This is a genomic window from Streptomyces sp. NPDC101776, from assembly GCF_044766845.1.
GTDB lineage: Bacteria > Actinomycetota > Actinomycetes > Streptomycetales > Streptomycetaceae > Streptomyces.
Window position 1 is genome coordinate 78,529 of the sequence record NZ_JBIWMV010000012.1, and the last position, 25,474, is coordinate 104,002.

Annotated in this window: 24 protein-coding genes; 6 read left to right on the forward strand and 18 right to left on the reverse strand. The window is 71.0% G+C overall.

Annotated elements, in window-relative coordinates; translation table 11 throughout:
* Window positions 1-13 precede the first annotated feature (13 nt).
* From ACIRRY_RS31380 to ACIRRY_RS31390, 3 genes are all read right to left on the reverse strand, one after another.
* Window positions 14-964, reverse strand: a complete 951-nt coding sequence (locus tag ACIRRY_RS31380) for an ABC transporter ATP-binding protein (RefSeq protein ID WP_403979636.1) — start codon at window positions 962-964, stop codon at window positions 14-16.
* Window positions 965-1,118: 154 nt separating this feature from the next.
* Window positions 1,119-1,850 carry an ABC transporter ATP-binding protein gene (locus tag ACIRRY_RS31385; protein WP_403979168.1) on the reverse strand — a complete coding sequence of 244 codons (732 nt, stop codon included), beginning with the start codon at window positions 1,848-1,850 and terminating at the stop codon, window positions 1,119-1,121.
* Between the two features lie 93 nt (window positions 1,851-1,943).
* Window positions 1,944-2,633 (reverse strand): TetR/AcrR family transcriptional regulator, encoded by a 690-nt coding sequence (locus ACIRRY_RS31390; protein WP_403979171.1) that lies wholly within the window; start codon window positions 2,631-2,633, stop codon window positions 1,944-1,946.
* A 172-nt stretch (window positions 2,634-2,805) separates the two neighbouring features.
* Here ACIRRY_RS31390 and ACIRRY_RS31395 point away from each other — a divergent pair, with 172 nt between their 5' ends.
* Window positions 2,806-4,278 (forward strand): MFS transporter, encoded by a 1,473-nt coding sequence (locus ACIRRY_RS31395; RefSeq protein WP_403979174.1) that lies wholly within the window; start codon window positions 2,806-2,808, stop codon window positions 4,276-4,278.
* Window positions 4,279-4,347: 69 nt separating this feature from the next.
* Here the strand turns inward: ACIRRY_RS31395 and ACIRRY_RS31400 are convergent, their stop codons facing one another.
* Window positions 4,348-5,271 (reverse strand): LLM class F420-dependent oxidoreductase, encoded by a 924-nt coding sequence (locus ACIRRY_RS31400; RefSeq protein ID WP_403979177.1) that lies wholly within the window; start codon window positions 5,269-5,271, stop codon window positions 4,348-4,350.
* 248 nt (window positions 5,272-5,519) lie between these two features.
* Between ACIRRY_RS31400 and ACIRRY_RS31405 the strand changes: the two genes are divergently transcribed.
* Window positions 5,520-5,696 carry a hypothetical protein gene (locus ACIRRY_RS31405; RefSeq protein WP_403979180.1) on the forward strand — a complete coding sequence of 59 codons (177 nt, stop codon included), beginning with the start codon at window positions 5,520-5,522 and terminating at the stop codon, window positions 5,694-5,696.
* 154 nt (window positions 5,697-5,850) lie between these two features.
* Here the strand turns inward: ACIRRY_RS31405 and ACIRRY_RS31410 are convergent, their stop codons facing one another.
* The 4 genes from ACIRRY_RS31410 to ACIRRY_RS31425 all read right to left on the reverse strand — a co-directional run bounded on the left by ACIRRY_RS31410 (window position 5,851) and on the right by ACIRRY_RS31425 (window position 8,561).
* Complete coding sequence (locus ACIRRY_RS31410; protein ID WP_403979183.1) at window positions 5,851-6,321, reverse strand: DUF6099 family protein; 471 nt, start codon at window positions 6,319-6,321, stop codon at window positions 5,851-5,853.
* Between the two features lie 191 nt (window positions 6,322-6,512).
* On the reverse strand, window positions 6,513-6,839 hold the full coding sequence (locus ACIRRY_RS31415; RefSeq protein ID WP_403979186.1) for a nucleotide pyrophosphohydrolase: 327 nt from the start codon (window positions 6,837-6,839) through the stop codon (window positions 6,513-6,515).
* Window positions 6,836-8,083 carry an ATP-binding protein gene (locus ACIRRY_RS31420; protein WP_403979188.1) on the reverse strand — a complete coding sequence of 416 codons (1,248 nt, stop codon included), beginning with the start codon at window positions 8,081-8,083 and terminating at the stop codon, window positions 6,836-6,838. The genes ACIRRY_RS31415 and ACIRRY_RS31420 overlap by 4 nt, the downstream gene beginning before the upstream one ends.
* An 82-nt stretch (window positions 8,084-8,165) precedes the next feature.
* Complete coding sequence (locus ACIRRY_RS31425; RefSeq protein ID WP_403979191.1) at window positions 8,166-8,561, reverse strand: cell division protein SepF; 396 nt, start codon at window positions 8,559-8,561, stop codon at window positions 8,166-8,168.
* Window positions 8,562-8,759: 198 nt separating this feature from the next.
* Between ACIRRY_RS31425 and ACIRRY_RS31430 the strand changes: the two genes are divergently transcribed.
* Both ACIRRY_RS31430 and ACIRRY_RS31435 read left to right on the forward strand, forming a co-directional pair.
* Window positions 8,760-12,848 (forward strand): molybdopterin-dependent oxidoreductase, encoded by a 4,089-nt coding sequence (locus ACIRRY_RS31430; RefSeq protein ID WP_403979193.1) that lies wholly within the window; start codon window positions 8,760-8,762, stop codon window positions 12,846-12,848.
* 198 nt (window positions 12,849-13,046) lie between these two features.
* Window positions 13,047-14,723, forward strand: coding sequence for a hypothetical protein (locus ACIRRY_RS31435; protein WP_403979195.1), 1,677 nt, complete (start codon window positions 13,047-13,049; stop codon window positions 14,721-14,723).
* Between the two features lie 7 nt (window positions 14,724-14,730).
* Here the strand turns inward: ACIRRY_RS31435 and ACIRRY_RS31440 are convergent, their stop codons facing one another.
* Entirely contained in the window at window positions 14,731-15,243 is a 513-nt protein-coding gene (locus tag ACIRRY_RS31440) for a YceI family protein (protein ID WP_403979198.1), read from the reverse strand.
* 112 nt (window positions 15,244-15,355) lie between these two features.
* Here ACIRRY_RS31440 and ACIRRY_RS31445 point away from each other — a divergent pair, with 112 nt between their 5' ends.
* Window positions 15,356-15,847 carry a MarR family winged helix-turn-helix transcriptional regulator gene (locus ACIRRY_RS31445; RefSeq protein WP_403979201.1) on the forward strand — a complete coding sequence of 164 codons (492 nt, stop codon included), beginning with the start codon at window positions 15,356-15,358 and terminating at the stop codon, window positions 15,845-15,847.
* A 37-nt stretch (window positions 15,848-15,884) separates the two neighbouring features.
* On the opposite strand, the gene ACIRRY_RS31450 is transcribed toward ACIRRY_RS31445, so the two are convergent.
* From ACIRRY_RS31450 to ACIRRY_RS31490, 9 genes are all read right to left on the reverse strand, one after another.
* Window positions 15,885-16,484: a sigma-70 family RNA polymerase sigma factor gene (locus tag ACIRRY_RS31450; protein ID WP_403979204.1), complete on the reverse strand. Its 600-nt coding sequence runs from the start codon at window positions 16,482-16,484 to the stop codon at window positions 15,885-15,887.
* Between the two features lie 120 nt (window positions 16,485-16,604).
* Window positions 16,605-17,204 carry a hypothetical protein gene (locus tag ACIRRY_RS31455; protein WP_403979207.1) on the reverse strand — a complete coding sequence of 200 codons (600 nt, stop codon included), beginning with the start codon at window positions 17,202-17,204 and terminating at the stop codon, window positions 16,605-16,607.
* A gap of 133 nt (window positions 17,205-17,337) precedes the next feature.
* Window positions 17,338-18,012 (reverse strand): 4-carboxy-4-hydroxy-2-oxoadipate aldolase/oxaloacetate decarboxylase, encoded by a 675-nt coding sequence (locus ACIRRY_RS31460; RefSeq protein ID WP_403979210.1) that lies wholly within the window; start codon window positions 18,010-18,012, stop codon window positions 17,338-17,340.
* 33 nt (window positions 18,013-18,045) lie between these two features.
* Window positions 18,046-19,260: an aspartate transaminase gene (locus ACIRRY_RS31465; RefSeq protein WP_403979212.1), complete on the reverse strand. Its 1,215-nt coding sequence runs from the start codon at window positions 19,258-19,260 to the stop codon at window positions 18,046-18,048.
* Between the two features lie 4 nt (window positions 19,261-19,264).
* Window positions 19,265-20,008 (reverse strand): SDR family oxidoreductase, encoded by a 744-nt coding sequence (locus tag ACIRRY_RS31470; protein WP_403979215.1) that lies wholly within the window; start codon window positions 20,006-20,008, stop codon window positions 19,265-19,267.
* Window positions 20,009-20,082: 74 nt separating this feature from the next.
* Window positions 20,083-21,393, reverse strand: coding sequence for an MFS transporter (locus tag ACIRRY_RS31475; protein WP_403979218.1), 1,311 nt, complete (start codon window positions 21,391-21,393; stop codon window positions 20,083-20,085).
* Window positions 21,394-21,676: 283 nt separating this feature from the next.
* Window positions 21,677-22,663, reverse strand: coding sequence for a biotin-dependent carboxyltransferase family protein (locus ACIRRY_RS31480; protein WP_403979221.1), 987 nt, complete (start codon window positions 22,661-22,663; stop codon window positions 21,677-21,679).
* A complete protein-coding gene (locus tag ACIRRY_RS31485) occupies window positions 22,656-23,414 on the reverse strand; it encodes an allophanate hydrolase subunit 1 (RefSeq protein WP_403979224.1) in 759 nt (252 codons plus the stop codon). Before ACIRRY_RS31485 ends, ACIRRY_RS31480 begins: the two co-directional genes overlap by 8 nt.
* A 1-nt stretch (window position 23,415) precedes the next feature.
* Window positions 23,416-24,213 (reverse strand): LamB/YcsF family protein, encoded by a 798-nt coding sequence (locus ACIRRY_RS31490; RefSeq protein WP_403979227.1) that lies wholly within the window; start codon window positions 24,211-24,213, stop codon window positions 23,416-23,418.
* A 301-nt stretch (window positions 24,214-24,514) separates the two neighbouring features.
* Here ACIRRY_RS31490 and nac point away from each other — a divergent pair, with 301 nt between their 5' ends.
* Window positions 24,515-25,444, forward strand: a complete 930-nt coding sequence (gene nac, locus ACIRRY_RS31495) for a nitrogen assimilation transcriptional regulator NAC (RefSeq protein ID WP_403979229.1) — start codon at window positions 24,515-24,517, stop codon at window positions 25,442-25,444.
* Window positions 25,445-25,474 lie beyond the last annotated feature (30 nt).

Sequence of the window (25,474 nt, forward strand, 5' to 3'; positions counted from 1 at the left end):
AGGGGCAGGCCGGTTACTCGGTGCCGTCCGCCTCGGACTTGGCCCGTCGCGCGGCCTCGTCGGGCCATACGCCGATGTGGTCGGTCTCCAGGGCCAGCCGGACCCGCTTGCGCAGATGCAGCCGCTCGGTGAACTCGCTGGGCAGTTGCAGGCGGCCGCTCGCGTCCAGCACCGCGTACTCCTCGGCGGTGAGCACCTCGACGCCGTCCTCGTCGGTGGCGACCCGGCGCAACACCTCGGTCGAGGTACGGCCGTTGCGGATCCGTACGGTGCGCTGGACCTGCTCGGACACCAACGCGTCGTGGGTGACCACGATCACGGTGACGCCCAGTTCCTCGTTGGCCCGGCGCAGCGCGGCGAAGACCTCGTCGCTGGTGGCGGTGTCGAGTTCGCCGGTGGGTTCGTCGGCGAACAGCACCCGGGGCTCGTTGGCGTTGGCCACGGCGACGGCGACCCGCTGCTGCTCACCGCCGGAGAGGGTGTCGGGGGTGCGGTCCCGGCAGTGGCCGACGGACAGCAGGTCGAGCAACTCCTCGGCGCGGGCCCGCCGTTGGGCACGCTTGATCCCGGTGTACGTCATCGGCAGCATCACGTTCTCGGCCGCCGAGAGATACGGCAGCAGATTGCGGGAGGTCTGCTGCCAGACGAACCCCACGGTGCTGCGGCGGTAGTCGAGCCGCTCGCGGCGTTTCATCGCCAGCAGGTCGTGTCCGGCGACCTCGGCGGCGCCCGCGGTGGGCACGTCCTGGCCCGAGAGGATGCCCAGCAGGGTGGACTTGCCGGAGCCGGAGGCCCCGATCACCGCGATCATCTCGCCCTGGGCCACGGCGAGATCGAGGCCCTGGAGGGCCTGCACCTCGACGCCCTCGGTCTGGTAGATCCGCACCAGGTTCTCGCAGACGACCAGTCCCTCCTCGCGCCGTGGCACCGCGGCCTCGGCGGCCCGCCGCCGCAGCTCGGCCAAGTCCGGTGCCCCGGTGGGCTGTTGGTGAACTGCCACACGGTCCCCCAGGGAGGTGAGGTCTGCGGAGACGAGGTCAATGGAGATGAGAGGTCGCGGATAACGATGTCGAACAGCGGCCAGGGTAGCCGTAGACATAGTTGCCCCGCCGGTGCCGTCAGCCGTCGGCGACGATGCGCCCGTCACGGAGTTCGAGCACCCGGTCGGCCAGCGCGAGGAGTTGGGTGTCATGGGTGGCGACGAGCGCGGTGACGGCCTCGCTGCGGACGACGGCGCGCAGCAGGTCCATCACGGTGAGACCGGTGTCGGCGTCGAGCTGGCCGGTGGGTTCGTCGGCGATGATCAGGGCCGGGTTGTTGGCGAGCGCGCGGGCGATGGCGACCCGCTGCTGCTGGCCGCCGGACAGCTCGCCCGGCCGCTGGTCGGCGTGGTCTGCGAGGCCGACCAGAGAGAGCAACAGGCCGACGCGGGCCTCGCGTTCACGGGCCGGGACCTTCCGCAGGCGCAACGGCACCCCGACGTTCTCGGCGGCGGTGAGGATCGGGATGAGGCCGAAGGACTGGAAGACGAAGCCGATCCGGTCGCGGCGCAGCGCCAGCAGTTCGTCGTCACCGAGACCTGCGAGGTCGGTGCCGTCGAGGGTGATCCGGCCGCCGTCCGGGGTGTCGAGGCCGCCGACCAGGTTGAGCACCGTGGTCTTGCCGGAGCCGGATCGCCCCCGGAGCGCGACGAGTTCACCGCGCGGCACGCTGAAGGAAACCCCGCGCAGGGCATGGACGGCGGTGTCCCCGCTGCCGTAGGTACGGCGCAGATCCTCGACCACGACCATCGCGCCGACCCGCGTCCCGACGTCCGCGACAGCACCGCGCCCACTGGCTCGCTCGCTCACCCGTAACTCCCCCCACCGGCCCAGCATCCGCACCGTACGGTACGCCCCGTCCCGGTCAACTCCCGTGCCGGGCAGGCGCATTACCCAGTCTGTCTACGTCCTCGGCCGGCACGCCGACCCGGCCGCCAGCCGCTCCACCGTCGTGACCGTCTGGTCGAGGATCGTGTCGTGGAGCCGGGCGTGCGCGGCGGGCAGGCCGGTGAGGAGGGGCCGCAGGGCCTCCGCCCTGGGGTCGTCGGCGGGGGTGTCGTCGAGCAGGGCCGTCATCTCCTCGTCGGGTCTGCGGTAGCCCTCGTAGACGGCGTGGCCGAGCATCGTGGACGAGATGAGCGCCACGGCGAGGGCGAGGTCCTCGTCGGAGAGGCCGGCCGGGGTGAGGATCTCGCGCAGCCGGGTCAGGCCGGGGATCCAGGCGGGGTGCCGGGTCGTCGTCATGTACGGCATGAGCTGGGGGTAGGGGCGGAAGTTGGCCTGTCCGGCGCGCATCCAGGCGCGGAGCCGGTCGGGCCAGGGGCCGTCGGGGATGGGGTCGCGCCGCATGGCCTCCAGGACGTGGTCGGCGGTCGCCTGGAGGAGGGCGTCGCGGTCCGGGAAGTAGCGGTAGAGGGCCATGGGGGCGGCGCCGACGACGTCGGCCACGCGCTTGATGGTGAGGGAGACGTTCGGTTCGGCGAGCAGCACCTCGACCGCGCCCTCGACGATCCGCTCCCGCGACAGCCGGGGCGGACGCCCCCTGCCCCGACGGCCGGGAACCGTCGCCACCCGCGTCACCACCTGTGTCATCCGCCGCACCTCCGCGTCCGCGACAGCCGTGCGCGGACACGGGGAAGGCTACCGCTCCGGCACTTCCCCACCCCGCCTCCACCTATTTTGCGTATGCCATACGAAAAACATGCCAGACTCGTTTCGTTCGGCCCGCTGTCGCCCTGTCGCCCGTATCGCCGGAGGCTTCGCCATGTCCGCGTCCGCCATCCCCTCCCCACCCGTCGAGGCGTCCGGGCCGTCCCGCTCCGGTGCCGTCGTCTGGGTCCTGGCGCTCGGCGGGATCACCGTCTCGCTGATGCAGACACTGATCATCCCGATCGTGCCCGAACTGCCGAAGCTGCTGAACTCCTCGCCGTCCGACGCCACTTGGGCGATCACCGCGACACTGCTCGCCGGTGCCGTCGCCAACCCCGTCGTGGGGCGGCTCGGGGACATGTACGGCAAGCGGCGGATGCTGCTGCTCAGCCTGGTCCTGCTGATCGTCGGGTCGGTGATCGGCGCGCTCAGCGACACACTCGTGCCGATGATCGTCGGGCGGACCTTCCAGGGCGTCTCGATGGCCGTCATTCCGCTCGGCATCAGCATCATGCGGGACGAACTGCCGCCCGAGCGGCTGGGATCGGCGACCGCGCTGATGAGCGCCTCGCTCGGCGTGGGCGGTGCGCTCGGGCTGCCGACGGCCGCGTTCATCGCCGAAAAGGCGGACTGGCACGTGCTGTTCTGGACGGCGGCGGTGCTCGGTGCCGTCGTGACCGCGCTCGTCGTGACGCTCGTACCGGAGTCGGCGGTGCGCAGCGGCGGCCGGTTCGACGTGGTGGGCGGCGTCGGGATGTCGATCGGTCTGGTGTGTCTGCTGCTGGCCATCTCCAAGGGGGCGGACTGGGGTTGGGGCAGCGGCACGACGACCGGGCTGCTCGCCGTGGCGGTCGTGGTGCTGCTGGTCTGGGGCTGGTGGGAGCTGCGTACCGTACGGCCGCTGGTCGATCTGCGCACCACCGTGCGGCGCCAGGTGCTGCTCACCAACCTCGCGTCCGTGATGTTCGGCTTCGCCATGTTCGCGATGTCGCTGGCCGTGCCCCAACTGCTCCAACTGCCCACGCTCACCGGCTACGGCCTCGGCCAGACCGTGCTCGCGGCGGGCCTCGCGCTCGGCCCCTCCGGCCTGGTGATGATGGCGACGGCGCCGCTCTCCGCCCGGATCTCGGCGGCGGCCGGACCCAAGGTCACCCTGATGCTGGGCGCGCTCATCGTGGCCGTCGGCTACGGCCTGGGGGTCGTCATGATGGCCGCGGTCTGGCAGGTCGTGGTGGTGTGCTGTGTGATCTCCGCCGGGGTCGGTTTCGCCTACGGCGCGATGCCCGCGCTCATCATGGGGGCGGTGCCGTTGACCGAGACGGCCGCCGCTAACAGCCTCAACAGCCTGATGCGGTCCATCGGTACGTCCGCCTCCAGCGCCGTCGCCGGTGTCGTACTGGCGCACATGACGACGTCCTTCGGCTCGCTCACCGTCCCCTCCCACAACGGCTTCCGCGTGATCATGGGCATCGGTTCGGCGGCGTCCCTGGCGGCCCTGCTACTGGCCGCGTTCCTGCCGGGACGCCGGGCGCCGGTGGACGCAGGAGTGCCGACGGCTGCCAACGCGGCGGCGGGGGCGCGGAGTTAGGGCCGTTCGTTCCCGGGAGCGCCGTGCGGGCGGGGTTCGAGACACCTCACCCGCACAGCGCTACGACGGCTACGACAACTGGGCCTGCACCTGGGCCGAGATCAGCTCCAGGTGGTCCAGGTCGGCGAGGTCGAGGACCTGGAGGTAGAGGCGCCGGGAGCCGATCTCGGCGTAGCGGCCGATCCTCTCGACGACCTCGGCCGGGGTGCCCGCCAGGCCGTTGGCCTTGAGTTCGTCGACCTCGCGGCCGATCACGGCGGCGCGGCGGGCGACTTCCTGGTCGTCCTTGCCGACGCAGACCACCAGGGCGTTGGAGTACGTCAGGTCGTCGGCCTTGCGGCCGGCCGCCTCGACGGCGGCGCGGACCCGGCCGAACTGCTGCTCGCTGTCCTCGATCGAGGCGAACGGCATGTTGAACTCGTCGGCGTACTGGGCGGTCAGCCTCGGGGTGCGGCTCGCGCCGTGGCCGCCGATCAGCACGGGGATCTTCGCCTGCGCGGGCTTGGGCAGCGCGGGCGAGTCGGTCAGGTCGTAGTGCGTGCCGTGGAAGTCGAAGGTGTCACCGGGCTTGGTCTCCCACAGCCCGGTGACGATCGCCAGTTGCTCCTCGAGGCGGGCGAACTTCTCCTTGGGGAACGGGATGCCGTACGCCTGGTGCTCCTGCTCGAACCAGCCCGCGCCCAGGCCGAGTTCGACCCGGCCGCCCGACATCTGGTCGACCTGGGCGACCTGGATGGCGAGGACGCCGGGGAGGCGGAAGGTGGCGGCCGTCATCAGGGTGCCCAGGCGGATGCGCTTGGTCTCGCGGGCGAGGCCGGCCAGGGTGATCCAGGCGTCGGTGGGGCCGGGCAGGCCGTCACCGGAGCCCATGCTCACGTAGTGGTCGGACCGGAAAAAGGCGTCGAAGCCGAGGTCTTCGGTGGCCTTGGCCACGGTGAGCAAGGTGTCGTAGGTGGCCCCCTGCTGGGGCTCGGTGAAGATACGCAGATCCATGCCTCCATCCTGCACGCCGGGGTTCAGGTCAACCCCACCGGTCCCTCCGGCCCCACTCGTCCCCGGTCGGGTGAAATTGCGTCAACCGTGCGCACGGCGGGCGCCCGCGCCAGTGACCGGCCCCGTTGATGATCGTTGGCTCGGGCGGAGCCGGACCGCCCGGATTCCCGCACCGGCGAGGCGACGTCGGGGCGTCACCCGCATCGGCCTCCTCCCAGGTGGGGAGGCCACGGGCCGAGGAGGCCGTCATGTCCGAAGAAGCCGTGCCGCAACAGGGCGGGCCTGCACAACCGAAGGGGTTGTTGCAGCAGATGGAGGAGCTGATGGCGTCCCTGAACGCGGACCTGTCCGCTCTGGACGCGGACCTGCAGTCGGCCGGAACGACAGGGTCGGTACCCGCCGAGGAGGCCGGCACGACCGGCTGACCTGGGCGCGGGGGGCTCGATACGCAGGCCGCATACAGCGCCCCGAAAGGGGCGCGGGGCTGTGTCGATATGCGGCTCCGCCGCGGGGCGCGACCAGCCACGACGGCGCCGCGCAGACCCCCGAACCGCGACCATCACGGCGCTCCCCGCACCGTCACCCCGCTTCCTTCTCCGGTACCACCTGCTCCCGGTCCGCCAGTCTTCGGAGCATCTCCAGGACCCGGTCCCGGGACTCGTCAGCCGCGTCGATCGCTTCCATGCACTGCCAGTACGTGCCCTCGTCGTCCGCCGCGCAGGCGATGCCGACGAGGGCGATGCCCACCTCGCCGAGCAGGCCGCCCAGGCAGAGAAGGGCGAGGCGGGCGTCGCCCAACTCCGTGAGCTGGGCCGCGCGTAAGTCCTCTATCGCGAGGACGGGGGTGTCCAGCACTCCGCAGCCCCGGCCCGCCAGTTCGGTCAACCCCAGTGCCTCGCCGCGCAGTTCGGGCGGGCCGAAGACCGCGAGGCGGCTGCCGATCGCCTGGGCGAGGGCCTGCGCCTGCCACACCTCCGTCATGGTCTCCGGCACGCCGCCGCTCGCGGCCAGGGCGCGCCTGCTCGTCACGATGAGCCGCATCGCGTCCATGCCCTGCCCCCGTCATATCCCGACGCGCTGTTCGCACGTCCGCCCGAACTCCCTTGTCCACTACCCAGAGTGAGAGTCGCTGAGACGAAAAGCCAGAGGAAGGCGGAAATCTGTGGACAACAAATCGGTTGCGGACAGATGAATGACTCCGGAGAGTGAAAATGGACGCGCTCGCTCCCCCAAGTTGTCCATCAGGACCGCGGAAACCTGCTCTCGTTGCGGTCGATCTTCGCGTCCAGCGCCGTGAGCGGGTCGATGCCGAGCACCTCGCACAGTTGCAGCAAGTACGCGAGGACGTCGGCGACTTCGTCCCGCACCCGGTGCGCGGTGTCCGGGTCGTCCATGACCCGCGCCGACTCCTCGGGGGTCAACCACTGGAAGATCTCGGCGAGTTCGGAGGCCTCCACACTGAGCGCGGAGACGAGGTTCTTGGGCGTGTGGTACGGCTGCCAGTTCCGCGCGGCCGCGAACTCGGCCAGTCTGCGCTGCAGTTTCGCCACGTCGAGATGTTCTGTCACGGGTCCAGGTGTACCACTGTGACCCCGTCGATCCGGGCGGCCCAGGAGGCGTCGCTCACCGCGCCGACCAGCCGGATGTGCCCCCGCTCGCACATCCGCGCGGCGAGCCGCAGCAGTTCGGCCCGTTGCCGTACGTCCACGCCCCGGTCGAGGCCGTCGGCGAGGACGGTCAGGGTCTGCATCGCGGCCGGGACCTCGCCGGGCGGGTCGACCTCCAGGACGCCGGGGCCGGTGAGCAGCACCAACGCCAGTGCCGCGTAGCGGAGTTCACCGTCGCCGAGCCGTTCGAAGCCGGTGCGCAGTCCGTCGCCCCGGTCGAGCACCGCGCGGAGCGTGCCGTCGCTCGACGGTTCAGCGAGGAGGTCCAGCACGGGTCCGGCGCACCCGGTGCGCACCGCCGTGACGAGTTGCCCGTGCCGGCGCCCGCACTCGGACCGGGTGCGCCACAGCACGTCGGCGAGGTTGCCGCAGTCCCGGAGCAGCCGTCCGTCGCCGATCGGCACCGCCGCGCGCATCCGCTCGGGCACCGGATCGCAGGCGAACACGGAACGCAGCGCGACCACCATCTGCTCGGCGGCGGCGAGGACTTGGCGCTGCCCGTCCGTCTTGCCGGCGACGCGCAGCGGCAGCAGCGCGGTGCCGAGCCGGTCGTCCGGCAGCGGTGCGCGGGTGACCGGCGACGAACCCGCCGTGTGCCAGGCGGCCTGCACCGAGCGGCGCGACGGGTCGCGCAGCGCGGTCTCCAGGAGGACCAGCCCGCCGGACGTCAACCGCTCGCCCACGATGCGCAGTTCGGGCTCGGCCTGCACCGCGACATCGAGCCGCACCGGCCCCTCGGGTCCGTCCGCCGTGCACCCGATCCGGAATCCGCGCCGGCGCTGGGCATCGGGCCGGGCCCGCTCCGGGACACAGGCGACCGGGTCCGGGAAGACCTCCCCGACCTCGCCCCCGGCTCCGAGCCGCGCGAGCGCCTCGTAGGCCCGCAGCGCACTCGTCTTGCCGGATCCGCTGGGGCCGGCGAGGAGGGTGAGCGGCCCGAGCGGGAGTCCGGTGCCCCGGTGCGTGGCGAACGCCGACAGCCGCAGCTCGGTGAGGTGTGGACGGTCGGGGGACGCCTCGATGTACCCGGGGTTCGTCCGGGGCGAGGCGGCCTCTGGCGATCCCCCCTGCGGCGGCACGGTCTCGGACGACCGGGAGGACGCGGACGGATGGTGCGGCTGGGGCGACTGTGCTGACACGGTCATATCCGGACCGTAGGCCTCCGCCAGCAGGCGAACCGTTCCGCCCCAAGGACCTTCCTACGATCGAGCGACGGGCGCACTCACCTCACACACCCGGAACCCCCGCCCCCTCCATCAGCCCCCGCACTTCCGTACCGGGCGGTGTGAGCAGGAACACGTTCCGGTCGACGCGGGTCATCCCGCTCGCCAGGCCGAAGACGACGCCCGTGCTGAAGTCCAGGACTCGCTTGGCGACCTCCGTCTCCGCGCCGGTGAGGTCGAGCAGCACCGGGATGCCCGCCATCAGGGTCTCCGCGACCTCGCGGGCGTCCCCGAACACGTTCACGCGCAGGACGACGAACCGGCGGCGCGGCTCTGCCTCGACCTCGGGTATCGCGCGGTGGCTCACGGCGGACGGCCAGGCGTCGCGCCCCCGCAGCGGCACTACCTGGGCGAGCCCTTCCCACTGTTCGTCGGTGACATCGTGGCTGTTCACCGGCATGCTCCGTCCTGGGTCGCGCTGGCAGTCTGCATCCGCCAATTGTTGCGCACTGTCACCCGTTCGGCCCAACAGCGACACACTCCGCGACAAGATCAGGCGCATCTCACACCGGCCCCCGGCCGGTTGTGCAGCGCGCGTAACCCCTCATGATCGAGCCGCGTGACATCGGCGTAACGGGCAATTCGTACGGTCGACGGCATGACGACGAGCCTCCAGACGCAGCGGGTCCGCACGGTCTGCTCGTACTGCGGCGTGGGCTGCGGCATGCTGCTCGACGTCGGCGCGGGCCCCGACGGCAGGCTTACGGTCCTCAAGGCGTCCGGCGACAAGGCGCACCCGGCGAACGCGGGCCGGCTCTGCACCAAGGGCGCCACCACGGCCGAGATGCTCACCGCGCCGGGCCGGCTGACCGGCGCGCTGGTACGGGACGAGCGGGGCGCGGAGCCGGTGCCCGCGCCGCTGGCCGACGCGATCGCCGAGACCGCGCGGCGACTGCGGGAGATCGTCGACGAGCACGGGCCGGACGCGGTCGCCTTCTACGTCTCCGGGCAGATGAGCCTGGAGGCACAGTACTTGGCGAACAAGCTGGCCAAGGGCTTCGTGCGGACGAACCAGATCGAGTCCAACTCCCGGCTGTGCATGGCGAGTGCGGGCGCCGGCTACAAGTCGTCGCTGGGCGCGGACGGGCCTCCTGGCTCGTACGAGGACTTCGAGCGGGCCGATGTCTTCCTCGTCATCGGCTCGAACATGGCCGACTGCCATCCGATCCTCTACCTGCGGATGATGGAACGGGTCAAGGCGGGCGCCAAGTTGATCGTCGTCGACCCGCGCCGGACGGCCACGGCGGCGAAGGCGGATCTGTACCTCCAGATCGCGCCCGGCACCGATCTCGCCCTGCTCAACGGCCTGTTGCGGCTGCTGCACGAGAACGGGCACACCGACCCGGAGTTCATCGCCGCGCACACCGAGGGCTGGGAGGCACTGCCCGAGTTCCTCGCCGACTACGCGCCGGACGCCGTCGCCGCCCTGACCGGTCTCGCCGAGGACGACATCCGTACGGCGGCCCGGCTGATCGGCGAGGCGGGCGAGTGGATGAGCTGCTGGACGATGGGGCTCAACCAGTCCACGCACGGCACGTGGAACACGAACGCCCTCATCAATCTCCATCTCGCGACGGGTGCCATCTGCCGCCCCGGCAGCGGGCCGTTCTCCCTCACCGGCCAGCCGAACGCGATGGGCGGCCGTGAAATGGGCTACATGGGACCGGGGTTGCCGGGCCAGCGGTCCGTACTGGTCGACGCGGAACGGGAGTTCACCGAGGAGGTGTGGGGCCTGCCGCCCGACACCCTCCGCGCGGACGGCGTCGGCCGGGGCACCGTCGAGATGTTCCAGAAGATGGCCGACGGCGACATCAAGGCCTGCTGGATCATCTGCACCAACCCGGTCGCCTCCGTCGCCAACCGACGCACCGTCATCGAGGGCCTCGAAGCAGCCGAGTTCGTCGTCACCCAGGACGTATTCACCGACACCGAGACCAACGCCTACGCCGATGTCGTCCTCCCCGGCGCACTGTGGACCGAGTCCGAGGGCGTCCTCGTGAACAGCGAGCGCACCCTCACCCTCGCCCGCCCCGTCGTCGCCCCGCCCGGCGAGGCCACGGCCGACTGGCGGATCATCGCCGCCGTCGCGTGCGCGATGGGCTACGAGAAGGGCTTCTCCTACGACAGCGCGGAGCAGGTCTTCGACGAGATACGGCGGTTCTGGAACCCGGTGACCGGCTGGGATCTGCGCGGGGTGACGTACGAGCGGCTGCGGTCCACGCCGGTGCAGTGGCCGGCGGCGGAGGTGGACGGGCCGGACCGCAATCCCATCAGGTATGTGGGCGGGGGCGAGTTGCGGTTCCCGACGGCCAGTGGGCGGGCCGTCTTTCACGCTCGCCCTCATATGCCGGCCGCCGAACTGCCCGACGACGACTACCCGTTCGTGCTGAACACGGGACGCCTTCAGCATCAGTGGCACACGCTCACGAAGACGGGCAAGGTCGCCAAGCTGAACAAGCTGAACCCCGGGCCCTTCGTGGAGCTGCATCCGCTGGACGCACGGGAGTTGGGGATCGCGGAGGGCGACTCGGTGGAGGTCGCGTCACGGCGGGGGCGGGCGGTGCTGCCGGCCGTGGTGACCGACCGGGTGCGACCGGGGGGTTGCTTCGCGCCGTTCCACTGGAACGACCTCTTCGGCGAGTATCGATGCGTCAACGCGGTGACGAACGACGCGGTGGATCCGGTGTCGTTCCAGCCGGAGTTCAAGGTGTGCGCGGTGTCGCTGGCGAAGGTGGCGAGTGCGGCACCGGCACAGACTCCAACACCGGTTCCGGTGAAGGCTCTTGTGCCGGCCTCGGTGCCCCCGGGCGGGAATCCCTTCGGGCTCGATCCCGCCCCGCCGCCCGTCCTCACCTCGCGGGAACGCCTCTACCTGACCGGTTTCCTCGCCGGTATCGAATCCGGCGCCCCGGGCGTGCCGACACTTCCGCCGGACGCGCCCTTCAGCACCGAGCACGCGATGTGGGTCAACGGTGTTCTCGCCGGGATGTACTCGCGGTCGGCGTCCGCTCCCCCACCCCAACAGCCCGTCCCAGGGCGGCAGATCCTCGTCCTGTGGGCCTCGCAGACCGGCAACGCGGAGGAGGTGGCGGCGGCCACCGCCGAACGGCTGGGCTCGGCCGGGCACCGGGCCTCGCTGGTCGGCATGGACCAGGCCGACCTCGGCACGCTCCCGTCCGACGCCGATCTCCTCTTCATCACCAGCACGTTCGGCGACGGCGACGCCCCCGACAACGGCTCCGGCCTCTGGGACACGCTCACCGGCGAACAGGCGCCGCGCCTGGACGGGGTGCGGTTCGCGGTGCTCGCCCTGGGCGACTCGTCGTACGACGACTTCTGCGGGCACGGGCGTCGACTGGACGCGCGGCTGGACGAGTTGGGCGGGGTGCGGCTCGCCCCGCGCACGGACTGCGAGCCGGACTTCGAGCCGTCGGCGGACGTCTGGCTGGGCCAGGTGATCACGGCGCTCGGCAGCGAGACCGCCATGGAAACGGCCCCCGGGCCGGTCACGGAAACGGCTGCCACGAAGCCCCCCGCCCGCGCCCCCAAGCCCGCCCCCGTCACCGCCCGGCTCGTCGGCAACCGGCTGCTCAGCCGGGCGGGCGCGGGCAAGGAGGTCCGGCGCTTCACCTTCGACACGAGCGGCACCGACCTGACGTACGAGACCGGTGACGCACTCGGTGTGCGACCGGTCAACTCGCCCGCCCTGGTGGAGGAGTGGCTCACCGCCACCGGTACCGACGCCGCAACGGTCGTAGAACTGGGGGGTGTTGGGGAGTCCGCCTTCGCCGAGGCGCTCCACCGGCAGTTGGACATCACCCGGATCACCCCGGATCTGCTGCGCTTCGTGGCCGAACGGGCGCGGGACGACCGGGAGTTGCGCAGGCTGCTGCGGCCCGACAACAAGGACCGGCTGGCGCAGTGGTGTTGGGGGCGGCAGGCGGTGGATGTGCTCGCCGAGTATCCGGTGCGGGCGGGGGCCGAGGAGTGGGCCGGGGTGCTGAAGAAGTTGCAGCCGCGCCTGTACTCGATCTCCTCCAGTCCGCTCGTCGACCCGCACAGCGTCTCGTTGACGGTGTCGGTGGTGCGGTACGAGAGTCTCAACGGGCGCCCGCGCGGCGGGGTTTGCTCACCGTTCCTGGCCGATGCCGATATCGATGCCGATGCCGATGCCGATGCGGGGACCCGGGTGCCGGTGTTCGTGCAGCGCTCGCCGCACTTTCGGCCGCCCGCCGATCCCGCGACGCCGATGGTGATGGTCGGGCCGGGTACCGGGGTCGCGCCGTTCGTCGGGTTTCTTCAGGAGCGTCGCGCGCTCGGGCATCAGGCGCCCAACTGGCTGTTCTTCGGGGAGCAGCACCGGGCGACGGACTTCTACTACGAGGAGGAGCTGACGGAGTTGCTGGCCGAGGGCACCCTCGCCCGGCTCGACACGGCGTTCTCCCGTGACCAGCGCGCCAAGGTGTACGTACAGGACCGGATGCGGGAGCACGGGCCGGAGTTGTGGCACTGGCTGCGGGAGGGCGCGCACTTCTATGTGTGCGGGGACGCCTCGCGGATGGCGAAGGACGTGGACCGGGCGCTGCGTGACATCGCGGTCGCGCACGGCGGACTGGACGAGGCCGAGGCGGGCGCGTATGTGAAGCAACTGGCGGCGGCGAAGCGGTATGTGCGCGATGTTTACTGAATGAACTGATGGCCACGGCCGGTTGAACAAAGCCGTTCGAGTTTGCCCCATTTAGACCATGACGGGGGCTTCTTACCGGTCTCACACCCGAATCACCAGGACTTCGGACACCCGGCTCACCAGGTGCGATTAGCGTCCCCTGCTGTGCACTTGGCAGAAACTCAACAGGTGACACCCGGTCGGCGGACACAGTCGGCGGTGTCCGCCCCGGAACCTCCCGCGCAGTGGCACCGCATCCTCACCCTGCTCGCCGACATCAGTCTGTTCATCGGCGTCCGCCCGGTGTGGACGGAGGCGGCCAGCCACCGGCTCGTCGTGGCGGCGGTCGTCTGCCTCTGCTACGCCTCGATCCTGGTGTGCGGGGTGCTGACCCTGGTGGTCCGGCAGGCGCGCTCGCTGGCCCGGATCGATCTCGTCGTCCTGGTGACCGCGGTCCTGCTGGCGCTGTCCGCGTGGTCCGTGTTCCACACCGGCGGCGACGAGGCGGTCCTCACCACGCAGGCCGCCAGGGAACTGGTCGCCGGACACCCGGTCTACGGCCAGCCCTGGCCCTGGCTCTTCCACCCCAGCCAGGGCGTCGCGCTGACCCCGACGGTGACCGGCGGCTACGACTACACGTACGGCTATCCCCCGCTGGAGACGCTGCTCACCGCGCCCCTGCTGTGGATCGGACACGGCGGCGCCCCCGCGACGGCCGTCGCGACCGGCGCGCTCATCGCGGCCGCGATCCTGATGTGGCGCCTGCTGCCCACCCAGTGGCGGTCGGCGGCCACCATGGCCTGCCTCGGCCTCGGCCTTCTTCCCACCTACGGCCGTCAGGGCTATCCCGCCGTGCTCGCCATGGCGTTGCTGGTGCCGGTGGTGATCCGCTGGCCCCGGATCGGCAGGGGCGGCCGGCTCGGCCGCGCCGGGATCGCCCAGGCCGCGTGTCTGGGGGCGGCCTGCGCGGCGCAGCAACTCCCCTGGTTTCTCACGCCGTTCCTGCTCGCCGGGATCTACGCCATGCGGCGCGGTGAACTCGGCGCCCGGCAGGCCGCGTTGGTGCTGTCGCGCATCGTCGGGGTCGCGGTCACCGTATGGCTGCTGATCAACACGTACTTCATCGTGCACGAGCCGGGCACCTGGCTGCGGGGCATCGCGCTGCCGCTGACACAGGGCGCGGTGGTGCACGGTCAGGGCCTGGTGGACATCTCCCTGTACTTCACGAACGGCAGCGACCGGCTCGACTGGTACTCCCACGCGAGCATGCTGCTGGCAGCGGGTCTGCTCGCCGTGTTCGTGCTGTTCGTACGGCGGTTGGGGCCGGCGGCGACCGTGCTGCCCTGGTGCGCGTTCTATCTGGCGACGCGTTCGCAGGACGGCTACTACCTGGTGATGACGCCGTTGTGGCTGGCCTCGGCGGTCACCGCGCCGATCGCCGAGTTCCGCAACGCGTGGCAGCCGCGCCCCCGGCTGCTGTCCGGTCCGCACCGCCGGCAGGCCAGGGTCGCGGCGGCCGTGCTCCTGGTCACGCCCGCGCTGGCGAGCGCCGCCGTGGCCGCGACGGGGGCACCGCCGATGACCATGAGACTCACCGGAGTCCGGCGCGCGGTGCCCACGGTCGTGACCCGGCTGACGATCCGGGTGACCAACGGGTCCGGCACCGCGCTCACCCCGCACTACACGCTCACCACGGGCCAGGGCATGAGCAGGTTCTGGTCCCAGGTGGGCGGTCCGGCGACGCTGCCCGCGCACAGCACGGAGACCATCGAACTCCGGCCGCCGGGCGGGACGTTCACCCTGCCGCACAAGCAGGTCCGGATCCGGGTGCGCGCCTTCACCGCCACGCCGCAGACACTGTCCAGCTCGGACATCCGGCTGCGGCTCCCGGATTGACGGTCCGTCAGGCCGCGGTGCGCAGGAAGCGGAGCGTGGTGGTGACCGTCGTACGGCCGCGCAGCATGCCCAGTTGGTTCCAGCCCAGGCCGAACTGGTCGCGGTCCACGGAGAATTCGGCGTCCAGCGTGAGCGCCTCGCCGGTCGCGTCCTTGAGGCGGGCCGTGAAGGTCTGCGGGCGGCTGATGCCGTGGACGGTCAGCTGACCGACGACGTGGACGGTGTCGCCGGTGAGCTCCGCGCTGCGCACCGCGAAGGTGATCTCCGGGAACTTCTCGACGTCGAACAGGTCGGCGGAACGCAGGTGCTTGTCGCGCTTGGCGTTCTTGGTGTCCAGGGAGGCGGCGTCCAGGGTCAGGGTGCCGACCGCGGAGCCGTCGCCCCGGACCTCGCCCTGACCGCTGAAGGTGCCGAAGGTGCCCTTCACGTTGACCAGGCCCCACATCGTCTTGTGGCTGATGCCCACGGTGGAGGCGGCCTGGTCGAGCTGCCACACCCCGGTCTCGACGGCGACGGTCATGATCTCTCCCACTGGTTCCGGTAGTCCAAATTTGAATGAGCCTTACGCTAGCCCATCATCCAAATATGGACAACCACTCCTCCAAAATTGGACAACAGGTAGACTCCATGCCATGGCCGACCCTGTTGAGCGCCCTGCCGACCAGCCCGAATGTCCGTCCCTGCGCGGCGACGGGCTGCTCCCGCCCGAGCTGCGCGCGTGGATGCTGCTGCTGGCGGCGACGGGCGCGGTGGAGCAGGAGCTGCGCTCGGTCGTGAAGGGGAACCTCGACGTGTCGCACGACGAGTTCCTCGTGCTGTGCCTGCTGGCCGAGCAGCCCAAGGAGGGGCTGCGGATGACCCGGATCGCGGAGCTGCTGGGCCGGCCCAAGACCCGGTTGACGTATCAGATCGCGTGTCTCCAGCACGCGGGCCTGGTCACCCGCCAGTCCGTCTGCGGCGACAAGCGCGGCATCGAGGTCGCCCTCACCGACAAGGCCCGCCGGCTCCTGCGCGAGGCCTCGGAGTCACTGGCCGAGACGGTCAGGCGGGGGCTGGCGCAGTTCGTGGGACGGGAGCAACGGGCCGCGTTGAACGCGCTGTTCCCCGATCTGGCGGCCAACTGACGGGGCGGGTGCCGCTGTCGGCACCCGCCGCGGTCGGCTACGCGGCGTACGAGGCGCCCTCGTCGGCCAGTTGGTCCATGAGCGTCGCGCGGGCCCGGGCCACCCGTGAACGGACCGTCCCCACCGGGCAGTCGGCGAACTCCGCCGCCTCCGCGTAGGGCAGGCCGAGGAGTTGGGTGAGGAGGAACGCCTCACGGCGTTCGTCCGGAAGCAGGGCCAGCAGGTCGAGCAGCGCCACACCGTCGTCGAAGCCCGGTAGGCCCTGGGGCTGGGCGAGTTCGACGGCGAGCTGCCAGTCCTGGACGTCGGACAGACGCGGGCGGACAGCGGCGTGGCGGTAGCTGTCGATCACCGCGCGGCGGGCGATGGACAACAGCCAGGTACGCGCCGAGGAGCGGCCCTCGAAGCGGTGCAGGCTGCCGAGCGCCCGCAGGAACGTGTCCTGCGCGAGATCGTCGACCGCCTGCGGGTCGGCGCAGAGGTGGGCGACATAGCGCAGGACGTCGCGGTGCAGGGCGCGCACGAGGTGGTCGACGGCGGCGGGGTCGCCGTGGCGGGCGGCGAGCGCCCAGTCGGTCAGCGACTCGTCGCTCGACTCCATGGAATCGGGCGGCGCGGGCAGGGCAGGAGTGATCACCTGGAGTCCTTCTCGGTCATCCGTGAAAGGGGGACCGGCCGTCCTGCGGCGCCGGGAGCGGCGCGGGGGCACGGCCGAGGCCCGAGGCGCGCAGGAGCGGCCCCGGGGTGCCGGCTGTCGTCAGACAGCTGTCCCCAGGGGCGGACCCCGAGAGGTGATCGCGTGGACGAGAAGGAGCAGCCGCGGCGCCCGGTCTGAACGGGGGCGGCACGGCCGGAAACGCGGACGGTGCGGCGGAGCCGGGAGCGCGAGCAGCAGTCGTAGCGGAGCCGTCAGTCGTCCTGCTGCGGCTCGCAGCAGGCGGAACGCGGCGCGCTCGCCGTGGGCCAGCCACAGGCCGCAGAGGAAGGCGGCGAGGAGGTGGGCGGTGAACATGCCGACCGAGGACGTGCCGTCGGCGATGGGGTTCGCCGACATATGCGCCATATCCATGGAGTCCGTGGCGCCCATGTGCATGGAGCCCATGTCCGCGGACCTCATGTCCATGGACATCCGCTGCCCGGTCGCGGGCTGCGCCAGGGAGAACGCCGAGTGGAGGGCGGCCTGGGTGGCGACCACGAGGGTCACGATCAGCGGGAGGCCGCGTTCACGGCCCGCCAGGGACCAGGCGGCCACACCGGTCGCGGCCAGTCCGGCGGCCAGTGCCCAGACGGGTACTTGGCGGCCGGACATGAGGACGTGTCCCAGGGCGGCGAGCACCACACAGACGGCCGCGAACATCGCGGACCGTACTGCGCGAGAACCCCACCCTGCCGTCATGGCGCCTCATCCTGGCATCCCGAACCCGGCTGTCAGCGAGGGGTACGGAAATTCCGGGCGCGGTACTCAGCGGTGGCGGTAGTCGCAGCCGGTCCTACTCCTCGATGACCAGGCCCTTCGCCGCGAGCACCGGGGCGAGGCCGCACATCTCGATCACCGTCCGGCCCGCGCGGTACGCGGCGATGAACCCGGCCTCGGCGTCGACCCGTTCCTGCGAGGCGGTGGCCGCCTCGGCCGCGTCCTCGCGGCGGACGACCACCACGCCGTCGGCGTCGGCGCGCACTATGTCGCCGGGGCACACGACTACGCCACCGATGGTGATTGGCTCGCACATGGGGCCGACGGTCTCCTTGACCGTGCCCTTGATGGAGACGCTGCGCGAGAAGACCGGGAAGCCCAGGGCGCGCAGGTCCTCGGTGTCGCGGACGCCCGTGTCGGTGACCAGGCCGGCGAGGCCCTTGGACCGGCAGGCGTTGGCGAGGACGTCGCCGAAGGAGCCCGCCTCCTCGTAGGCACCGGCGGACACGACCACGACGTCGCCGGGCCGGGCGTAGGCGATGGCGGTCTGGAGCATGAGGTTGTCGCGCGGGGCGCACTGGACGGTGAAGGCGGGGCCGCACAGGGACATCGTGTGGTCGACCGGCTTGATCGCCGAGTCCAGTGCGCCGAGGCGGCCCTGGGCCTCGTGGATGGTGGCCGAGGAGAAGGCGCTGAGCTGCTTGACGACGGACGGGTCCGGCCGGTCGAACTTCGTGCTGACGCGGATCATGACGGCCTTTCGGGCTGGCTTTCGGGCTGGCTTTCAGGCGGAGGGGGCGGCGGTCAGTTCCGCGCAGGCCTCGGCGATGCGCTCGCACGCCTCGGTGAGGACGTCCGTCGAGGTGGCGAAGGAGATACGGAAGTAGCCGGGGGCGCCGTACGCGGTTCCGTGGATCACCGCTACCTGTCGGCTGTCGAGGAGGTGGCGGGCGAAGTCCTCGTCGTTCTCGATCCGGGCGCCGGCCGGGGTGAACCGCCCTATGGCGCCTCGGCAGTTGACCAGGACGTAGAAGCCGCCGTCCGGGACGGTGCAGCCGAGCTGGGGCACGTCGTTGATGAGCTTCACGGTCTCGTCGCGGCGCGCGCGGTAGACGCGCACGGTGTCCTGGACGAAGTCCTGCGGTCCGGAGAGCGCGGCGGCAGCGGCGGCCTGGCTCACCGAGGACGGGCACGAAGAGGTCTGCGACTGGAGGGTGTTGATCGCGGTGACCAGGTCCGCCGGGCCGATGCCGTAGCCGATGCGCCAGCCCGTCATCGCGTACGTCTTGGAGACGCCGTTGGTGAGGAACACCCGGTCGGCCAGTGCCGGTTCGACGGCCGCGAGGGACGGGGCGTCCTGGTCGCCGTACCAGATCTCGTCGTAGATCTCGTCGGTGAGGACGCCGACGTGCGGGTGGGCCAGCAACACCTGGGCGAGGGCGCGGAGTTCGGTGGTGGTGTAGGCGGATCCGGTCGGGTTTCCCGGGGTGTTGAGGACGACCCAGCGGGTGCGTTCGGTGAGGGCGGCCGTGAGGCGTTCCGGTGTCAGCTTGAAGCCGTCCGCCTCGGGGCAGTCGACGATGACCGGGGTGCCGTCGTTGGCGCGGACCATGTCGGGGTACGACACCCAGTACGGGGCGGGGACGACGACCTCGCCCCCCTCGTCCAACGTGGCCATCAGGGCGAGGAAGATGACCTGCTTGGCGCCGCCGCCGACGGTGATGCGGGAGTCGGTGACGTCGATGCCGTGGCGCTCGCGGAGTTTGCCGGTGATCGCGGCGCGCAGGGCCGAAGTGCCGTTCACCGGCGTGTACTTGGTCTCGCCCGCCTCGATGGCCCGGATCGCGGCGGCCTTGACGTGGTCGGGGGTGTCGAAGTCGGGCTCGCCCACGGTGAGGTCGAGGATGGTGAGCCCCTGGCTCTTCAGCTCGCGTACGCGCTGGGCCGCCGCCGTGCTGGGCGAGGGCTTTATGCGGTGCAGCCGCTCTGCCGTCTTCATGTGATCAGCCCTCCCTGCGCTCGAAGTTGAGGCCGCCGGGCACCTGGAAGGTGGGCAGGATCTCGATGTGGCCGATGTTGACGTGCCGGGGCGCGTCGACGGCGAACTCGATGGCGTCGGCGATGTCCTCGGGCTTCAGGGACTCGTAGCCGTCGTAGTACTCGCGCTGGGCGGCCTCCATGTCGCCGAGGAGGCGGCCGAAGATCTCCGTCTCCACGCGGCCCGGGCAGATCTCGCTGACGCGGACGCGGCGGCCGTAGCCGTCGACGCGGAGCTGGCGGGAGAGGGTGTGCACGGCGGCCTTGGTGGCGTGGTAGATCGTGTTGCCGCCGAAGTTGTAGACACCGGCGATGGAGCTGATGTTGACGATGTGGCCGAGGTCGCGCTCGACCATGCCGGGCATGAGCAGACGGACCAGGTGCAGGACGGCCTGGATGTTGACGGCGACCTGCTCGTCCACGGCGAACTCGTCGGCGGTGAGGATGTTGCCGGTACGGGAGACGCCCGCGTTGTTGACGAGGACGTCTATCTCCAGGCCGTCGAGGACGGCGGTGAGGGCGTCGGTGTCGGTGATGTCGACGGCGTGCGGGATGCAACCGGTCTCGTCGGCAAGGGTGTTGAGCCGGTCGGCGTTGCGGGCCACGGCGTGTACTTCGAGGCCGCGCTTGGCGAGCCGTTCGACGACCACGGCTCCGATGCCGGTCGACGCTCCGGTGACGAGGGCCGTCCTGTAGTCGGAGATGGGCATGCTGAGGTGCTCCTTGCTGTGCGGGGTGGGGGGTGTAACGGACGTGCGGGTGCCGGGAGTTCGTGGGGGGGGTGTCAGGCGTCGCGCAGGGGGAGGTGGGCGCGGTCCTTCACCTTGGACACCGCGAGGAGGGTGCCCAGGGCCGTGATGACGGCGTAGAAGGCCGGCATGTTGACGTTGCCCGTGCGGTCGATGAGGTAGGTCATCAGGAGCGGGGCCGTGCCGCCGAAGAGGGCGGAGGAGACGTTGTAGCCGAGGCCGTAGGCGGAGTAGCGCACACGGGTCGGGAAGAGTTCGACGAGAAGGATGTGGATGACGCCTGTGTGGCCGGCGAACACCACCGCCATGACGCAGGCGCCGATCACGGCGAGGGCCACGTTGCCGGTGCCGATCAGCAGGTAACAGGGGATGCCGACGATCGCCATCGCGACGGCGGCCCCGGCGAGGACCTTCTTGCGGCCGACGCGGTCGGAGAGGCGGCCCATGTAGGGGATGGCGAAACAGATCGCGACCAGGCTGGAGGCGGTGACGAGGAGGCCCTGCACCTTGCTGAAGTTCAGCTCGCTGCTCATGAAGGTGGGCATGTAGCTGAACAGGACGTAGTAGCCGGAGCCGTTCATCAGGGGGATGAACAGGGCGAGCAGCATGGCGCGGCGGTGCTCGGCGGAGGCGAAGGCCTCTTTGAGCGGGTTCTTGGAGAGGCCGTCCTCTTCTTTGAGGCGGGTGAAGTTGGGGGTGTCGCTGATGCGCTTGCGGATGTAGATGCCGGCGATGCCGAGCGGCACGGCGAGCAGGAAGGGGATGCGCCAGCCCCAGGACTCCATACGCGCGGTGCCGAGTCCGCTGGTCATCGCGGCGGCGACGAGTGTGCCGGTGAGCAGGGCGAGGAACGAGGCGATCTGCGCGTAGCTGGTGTAGAGGCCGCGCTTGCCCTCGGGGGCGTGCTCGGCGAGGAAGCTCATCGCGCCGGAGGCCTCGCCGCCGACGGAGAAGCCCTGCGCCACGCGGAGCAGGATCAGCAGGGCGGGGGCGGCTACGCCGATGCTGGCGTAGCTGGGGAGTACGCCGATGGCCGCGGTGGCGGCGCTGATCAGGAGGATGACGAAGACCAGCATGCGCCGGCGGCCGATGCGGTCGCCGAGGTGGCCGCAGATGACGGCGCCGAGGGGGCGGAAGAAGAAGGAGACGGCGTAGCCGAGGAAGACGAGCTGGACGGCGTTGTCGGAGCCGGGGAAGAAGACGGCGGCGAGCGAGCCGGCCATGAAGCCGAAGATGCCGTTGTCGTAGAGCTCGGCGAAGATTCCGACGCAGCCCGCGAGGGTTACTTTGCGGGCGGTTCTGGGGTCGACCGTGTTGGGGACGGGTTGAGCGGCCACGGTACTCATGGCGTCTCCTGTCTGGGCGTTGGCAGCAGGCGTGGGATGAGGGGTTTTGCGGCTCCGTGCGGGTGCTTCCAGCGGGTGAGCGGGGGCTGGTGAGCGGGGGTGGGATTGGTGCGGGTGGGGTTTGTGGGCGTTGGTTGCGGATTGGTGTGGTGTGCGGGGCGGTGGGGGCTGGGCGCGCAGTTCCCCGCGCCCCTTCGGAAGTCGGCCTGAGTTGGAGAGGTGCGGGGGGGGCAGATCCCCGCGGCCCTTCGGAAGTCGGCCTGGGTTGGAGACGTGCGGGGGGTCAGGTCTTCGTAGGGGCTCGGATGCGCAAGGTGTCGAAGGTTGTGTGGACTCTGGTTCGTAGGGCTTCGATCGCTTGGCGTTGGGCTCGGTGGGCGGTGGTTGCCTGGGCGAGGGTGCGGTGGCGGAAGTGGATGGTCTGGCCGGGGCGGACCTGGGCCAGGGCGGACAGGCCGGTGGCGGTGACCACGGCGAGGACGGGGTAGCCGGCCGTGACACCGCGGCCTCGGTGGAGGACTAGGAGTTCGTCGCCGGCCGGTACCTCTACGGCGCCGATGGGGACGCCTCGGGAGAGGACCTCGCCCTTGGTCACCCGGCGGGGTACCTCGCCCTGGAGGCGTAGGCCTATGTGGTTGCTTCGCGGGGTGACCGTGAAGGGGGACTCGAAGAGGCGGCGGCGCGTGTCGCCGAACTCGGCCCGGTCCGGGCCGTCGGTGACGTCGATGGTCCAGTCGGTGGGGAAGGGCGGGACCGGCGCGTTCAGGCGGAACAAGGGGATGCGGGAGAAGGGGTGGTCGATGGGCGGGCAGGCGGTGCGCAGGGCGAGTTCGTCGCCTGCGCGGAGCGGTGGGCCGAAGCCGAGGATCGTGTCGGGGGCGCAACTGCCCTGGAGGTAGTCCGCGTCGAACGAGCCGAGTACGGCCAGGTAGACGCGCAGCCCTCGGTGGATGCCGGTGACGCGGACGGTCTCGCCGGCTCGGACCGGGACCGGTTCCCACTGCGGTCGTACGACTCCTTCGACGCTCACCTCGGCGGGGGCGCCCGTCACCGCGATGAGGATGTCGCCGGAGGGGACGCACGCGAAGTCGAGGGCGGTGATCTCCAGGAGTGGGGCGCGGTCGTCGTTGCCGCACAGGACGTTGGCCACGCGCGCCGAGTGCTGGTCGGCGGCTCCGTTGGCCGGCAGGCCGTAGCGGGAGCGGCCGACTCGGCCGAGGTCCTGCACGGTGACGATGCCGGCGGTGCGGATGGTGAGGGTGTCAGCCATGGCCCACCACCGAGTCCGCCGAGTCGGGCAGGGCTGTCGTGTCCGCCAGGTCCCCCAGGGCCAAGTCCGCGTAGTCGTCCCACTGTTGGGGCTCGATGGGGACGAAGCGGAACGTGTCGCCGGGGCGGTACGCGGTGATCGGGTCGCTGTGCAGGTCGAGGACGCGGACCGGGGTGCGGCCCAGGAGCGGCCAGCCGCCGGGTGAGGGCATCGGGCAGATGACCGCCTGGCGGCCCGCCACCGCGACCGAGCCGGGGGCGACCTTGGTGCGCGGCGAGGCGAGGCGCGGTACCGGTTTCGGGAAGGGCGGGCCGTCGGTCATTGGGGCTCCGGCGGGTGCGCCCAGGCAGCGCACGGTGAGGTCGGAACCGGAGTGCAGCGCGATGATCTCGCCCTCGGCCAGGCCGAGTCGGGCGGCGACCTCCGGCAGGTCGGGGCCGTACTCGCCGCCGTAGACGACGGGGACGACGAAGCGGCGCGGGGGCGCCGTCGGCGCGGGGTGCGGGCCGAGGCGGGCCGCCTCGTGGGCCAGGACGCGGCGGACGGTGGCGTGGTCGGTGACGGCGCAGTCGAACTCGACGAGCAGGGCGTCGTAGGTGGGCACCACGTCGTGTACGCCGGTGAGTTGTACGGCGTCGAGGGCGTCGGCGAGGGCGTGGACGAGTCGCCAGGCGGGTTCGGCGTCCAGGCCTACCGCCTTGGCGACCAGGGCGGAGTCGCCGCAGTCGGCGATGGTCACGTTGCCGGTCATCTCAACTGTCCCTGCCGATCAGGACTTTGCCGGTGAGGACCTTGTCGAGCGAGGTGATCTCGACGCCTGCGACGAGGAGTTGCTCGCGGATGCGGGCGGCCAGGGCGATCGCTCCGGGGCTGTCGCCGTGCAACAGGACGGTGTCGCAGGCGACCTGGACGTCCGTGCCGTCGACGCTGTGGATGACGCCCTCGGTGACCATGCGCAGGGTGCGCCGGGCGACCTCGTCCGGGTCGTGGATCACCGCGCCGGGCTCCGAGCGGGGCACGAGCGTGCCGTCGGCGCGGTACGCGCGGTCGGCGATGCCGACGATGCCCACGCGCAGGCCGCGGGCTCGGGCCGCGTCGGCCAGTTCGCCGTCCTGCGCGAGGACGATCAGCGACTCGTCCAGGGCGGCTACGGCGTCCACGACGGCGCGGGCGTAGTCGGCGCGGACGGCGACCAGGTTGCCGAGGCGGCCGTGCGGGGCGACGTGGTGCACCCGGGTGCCGTGGGCGACGGCGAAGGCCTGGAGGGCGCCGATCTGGTAGAGCACGTCCGTGCGGACCTCCTCCGGCGTGAGGTCCATCGCGCGGCGGCCGAACCCGGCCAGGTCGGGAAAGCTGGGGTGGGCGCCCACGGCGACCTGCTTCTCCACACAGGTCCGCACGGTCGCGTCCATGATGCGGGGATCACCGGCATGGAATCCGCAGGCGACATTGGCGGAGGTCAGCAATTCCAAAAGGGCAGCGTCGTCGCCCATTGTGTACGCGCCGAATCCCTCGCCGAGATCGGCGACGAGATCAACCATGGGAGTCATGACGTCCTCCGGGAGGAAATGCCGGAAAGGGGGAGATCCGGGGATGGAATTGCCATCACGTCTTCGTGACATCCGGAAAGCGATCCACACACCTCGGACACGAACCGAGAATTCATCGAGCCGTTCCGGTGTGGATGTTCCGCACAACTTATTCCGCCGGTCGCGTGATCGCCAATATGCGTTCGGTCTGGCGTTATCGCGAACCGCTATGACTCCCCTCACACCCTCCACTCGCCAGGGCTGTGTTTCGGGGTGATCCCTCCCTACGATGAGGCTTCGCTCCATCTGGAAGGCCCCGCGCATGGACACCAGACGTCTCTACTCGTTCATCAAGATCATCGATGCGGGGAGCATCACGCGCGCGGCCGACATCCTGCATATCGCGCAGCCGGCGCTGAGCCAGCAACTGTCCGCCCTGGAGGCGCAGTTCGGGCAGCAGCTGCTCATCCGCAGCAAGCGCGGGGTCGCCCCGACCGAGGCCGGCCGGGCGCTGTACCTGCACGCGCAGCTCATCCTCCGGCAGGTGGACCTCGCGCAGGCCGCCGTCGGCGTCTCCGGCCGGGCCCCCGCCGGCAGCGTCTCGGTGGGCCTCGCCCCGTACAGCCTGGGCGCGGCCCTCGCGTTGCCCCTGCTCAAGAGCGTGCGCGAGCGCTACCCGGACATCCTGCTGCACATCAACGAGAACTTCGGCGGCGTGATCAGCGAGGCGATCATGACGGGCCGCATGGACATGGCGTTCATCTACGGCGCCGGGCCGCTGCGGGGTGTCCAGTTCGAGCCCGTCCGCACCGAGGACCTGTATCTGATCGGCGCGCCCGGCGAGACGGCCCCGCAGGGAGAGGGCGAGGTGCGTCTGGCGGAGCTGGCGAGCGTGCCCCTGCTGCTGCCCAGCCGTATCCACACGATCCGGCAGGTCGTGGACGCCGCCTTCCAGCAGGCCTCGCTCCGGCTGAACGTGGTGGGCGAGGTCGAGTCGGCGTTGACACTCGTCAACGCCGTGGACGCGGGCATCGGCTCGACGGTCCTGCCCTGGTCGGCCGCGCGCGCCATTCTCGATGTCCGCACGCTGTCCGTACGGCGGATCGTGGAACCCGTCATCACCGTCAAACTGTCCGTGGTGACCTCGGACAACCAGCCACTCTCGGAGCCCGCGCTGGCCGTGCACGATCTGTTCCTGGAACTGATCGACACCGACAAGAACCGGCACCGGCACCGGCACCGGCAGGAATAAGGAAGCCCAATAGCGTCAGAGGAATCCGCT

Excerpts from the sequence above, each read along its gene's own strand:
- ACIRRY_RS31390 (WP_403979171.1), bottom strand. The coding sequence starts at position 2,633 with ATGACACAGGTGGTGACGCGGGTGGCGACGGTTCCCGGCCGTCGGGGC.
- ACIRRY_RS31395 (WP_403979174.1), top strand. The coding sequence starts at position 2,806 with ATGTCCGCGTCCGCCATCCCCTCCCCACCCGTCGAGGCGTCCGGGCCG.
- ACIRRY_RS31400 (WP_403979177.1), bottom strand. The coding sequence starts at position 5,271 with ATGGATCTGCGTATCTTCACCGAGCCCCAGCAGGGGGCCACCTACGAC.
- ACIRRY_RS31405 (WP_403979180.1), top strand. The coding sequence starts at position 5,520 with ATGTCCGAAGAAGCCGTGCCGCAACAGGGCGGGCCTGCACAACCGAAG.
- ACIRRY_RS31410 (WP_403979183.1), bottom strand. The coding sequence starts at position 6,321 with ATGGACGCGATGCGGCTCATCGTGACGAGCAGGCGCGCCCTGGCCGCG.
- ACIRRY_RS31420 (WP_403979188.1), bottom strand. The coding sequence starts at position 8,083 with ATGACCGTGTCAGCACAGTCGCCCCAGCCGCACCATCCGTCCGCGTCC.
- ACIRRY_RS31425 (WP_403979191.1), bottom strand. The coding sequence starts at position 8,561 with ATGCCGGTGAACAGCCACGATGTCACCGACGAACAGTGGGAAGGGCTC.
- ACIRRY_RS31430 (WP_403979193.1), top strand. The coding sequence starts at position 8,760 with ATGACGACGAGCCTCCAGACGCAGCGGGTCCGCACGGTCTGCTCGTAC.
- ACIRRY_RS31440 (WP_403979198.1), bottom strand. The coding sequence starts at position 15,243 with ATGACCGTCGCCGTCGAGACCGGGGTGTGGCAGCTCGACCAGGCCGCC.
- ACIRRY_RS31445 (WP_403979201.1), top strand. The coding sequence starts at position 15,356 with ATGGCCGACCCTGTTGAGCGCCCTGCCGACCAGCCCGAATGTCCGTCC.
- ACIRRY_RS31455 (WP_403979207.1), bottom strand. The coding sequence starts at position 17,204 with ATGTTCGCGGCCGTCTGTGTGGTGCTCGCCGCCCTGGGACACGTCCTC.
- ACIRRY_RS31460 (WP_403979210.1), bottom strand. The coding sequence starts at position 18,012 with ATGATCCGCGTCAGCACGAAGTTCGACCGGCCGGACCCGTCCGTCGTC.
- ACIRRY_RS31465 (WP_403979212.1), bottom strand. The coding sequence starts at position 19,260 with ATGAAGACGGCAGAGCGGCTGCACCGCATAAAGCCCTCGCCCAGCACG.
- ACIRRY_RS31470 (WP_403979215.1), bottom strand. The coding sequence starts at position 20,008 with ATGCCCATCTCCGACTACAGGACGGCCCTCGTCACCGGAGCGTCGACC.
- ACIRRY_RS31475 (WP_403979218.1), bottom strand. The coding sequence starts at position 21,393 with ATGAGTACCGTGGCCGCTCAACCCGTCCCCAACACGGTCGACCCCAGA.
- ACIRRY_RS31480 (WP_403979221.1), bottom strand. The coding sequence starts at position 22,663 with ATGGCTGACACCCTCACCATCCGCACCGCCGGCATCGTCACCGTGCAG.
- ACIRRY_RS31485 (WP_403979224.1), bottom strand. The coding sequence starts at position 23,414 with ATGACCGGCAACGTGACCATCGCCGACTGCGGCGACTCCGCCCTGGTC.
- ACIRRY_RS31490 (WP_403979227.1), bottom strand. The coding sequence starts at position 24,213 with ATGACTCCCATGGTTGATCTCGTCGCCGATCTCGGCGAGGGATTCGGC.
- nac (WP_403979229.1), top strand. The coding sequence starts at position 24,515 with ATGGACACCAGACGTCTCTACTCGTTCATCAAGATCATCGATGCGGGG.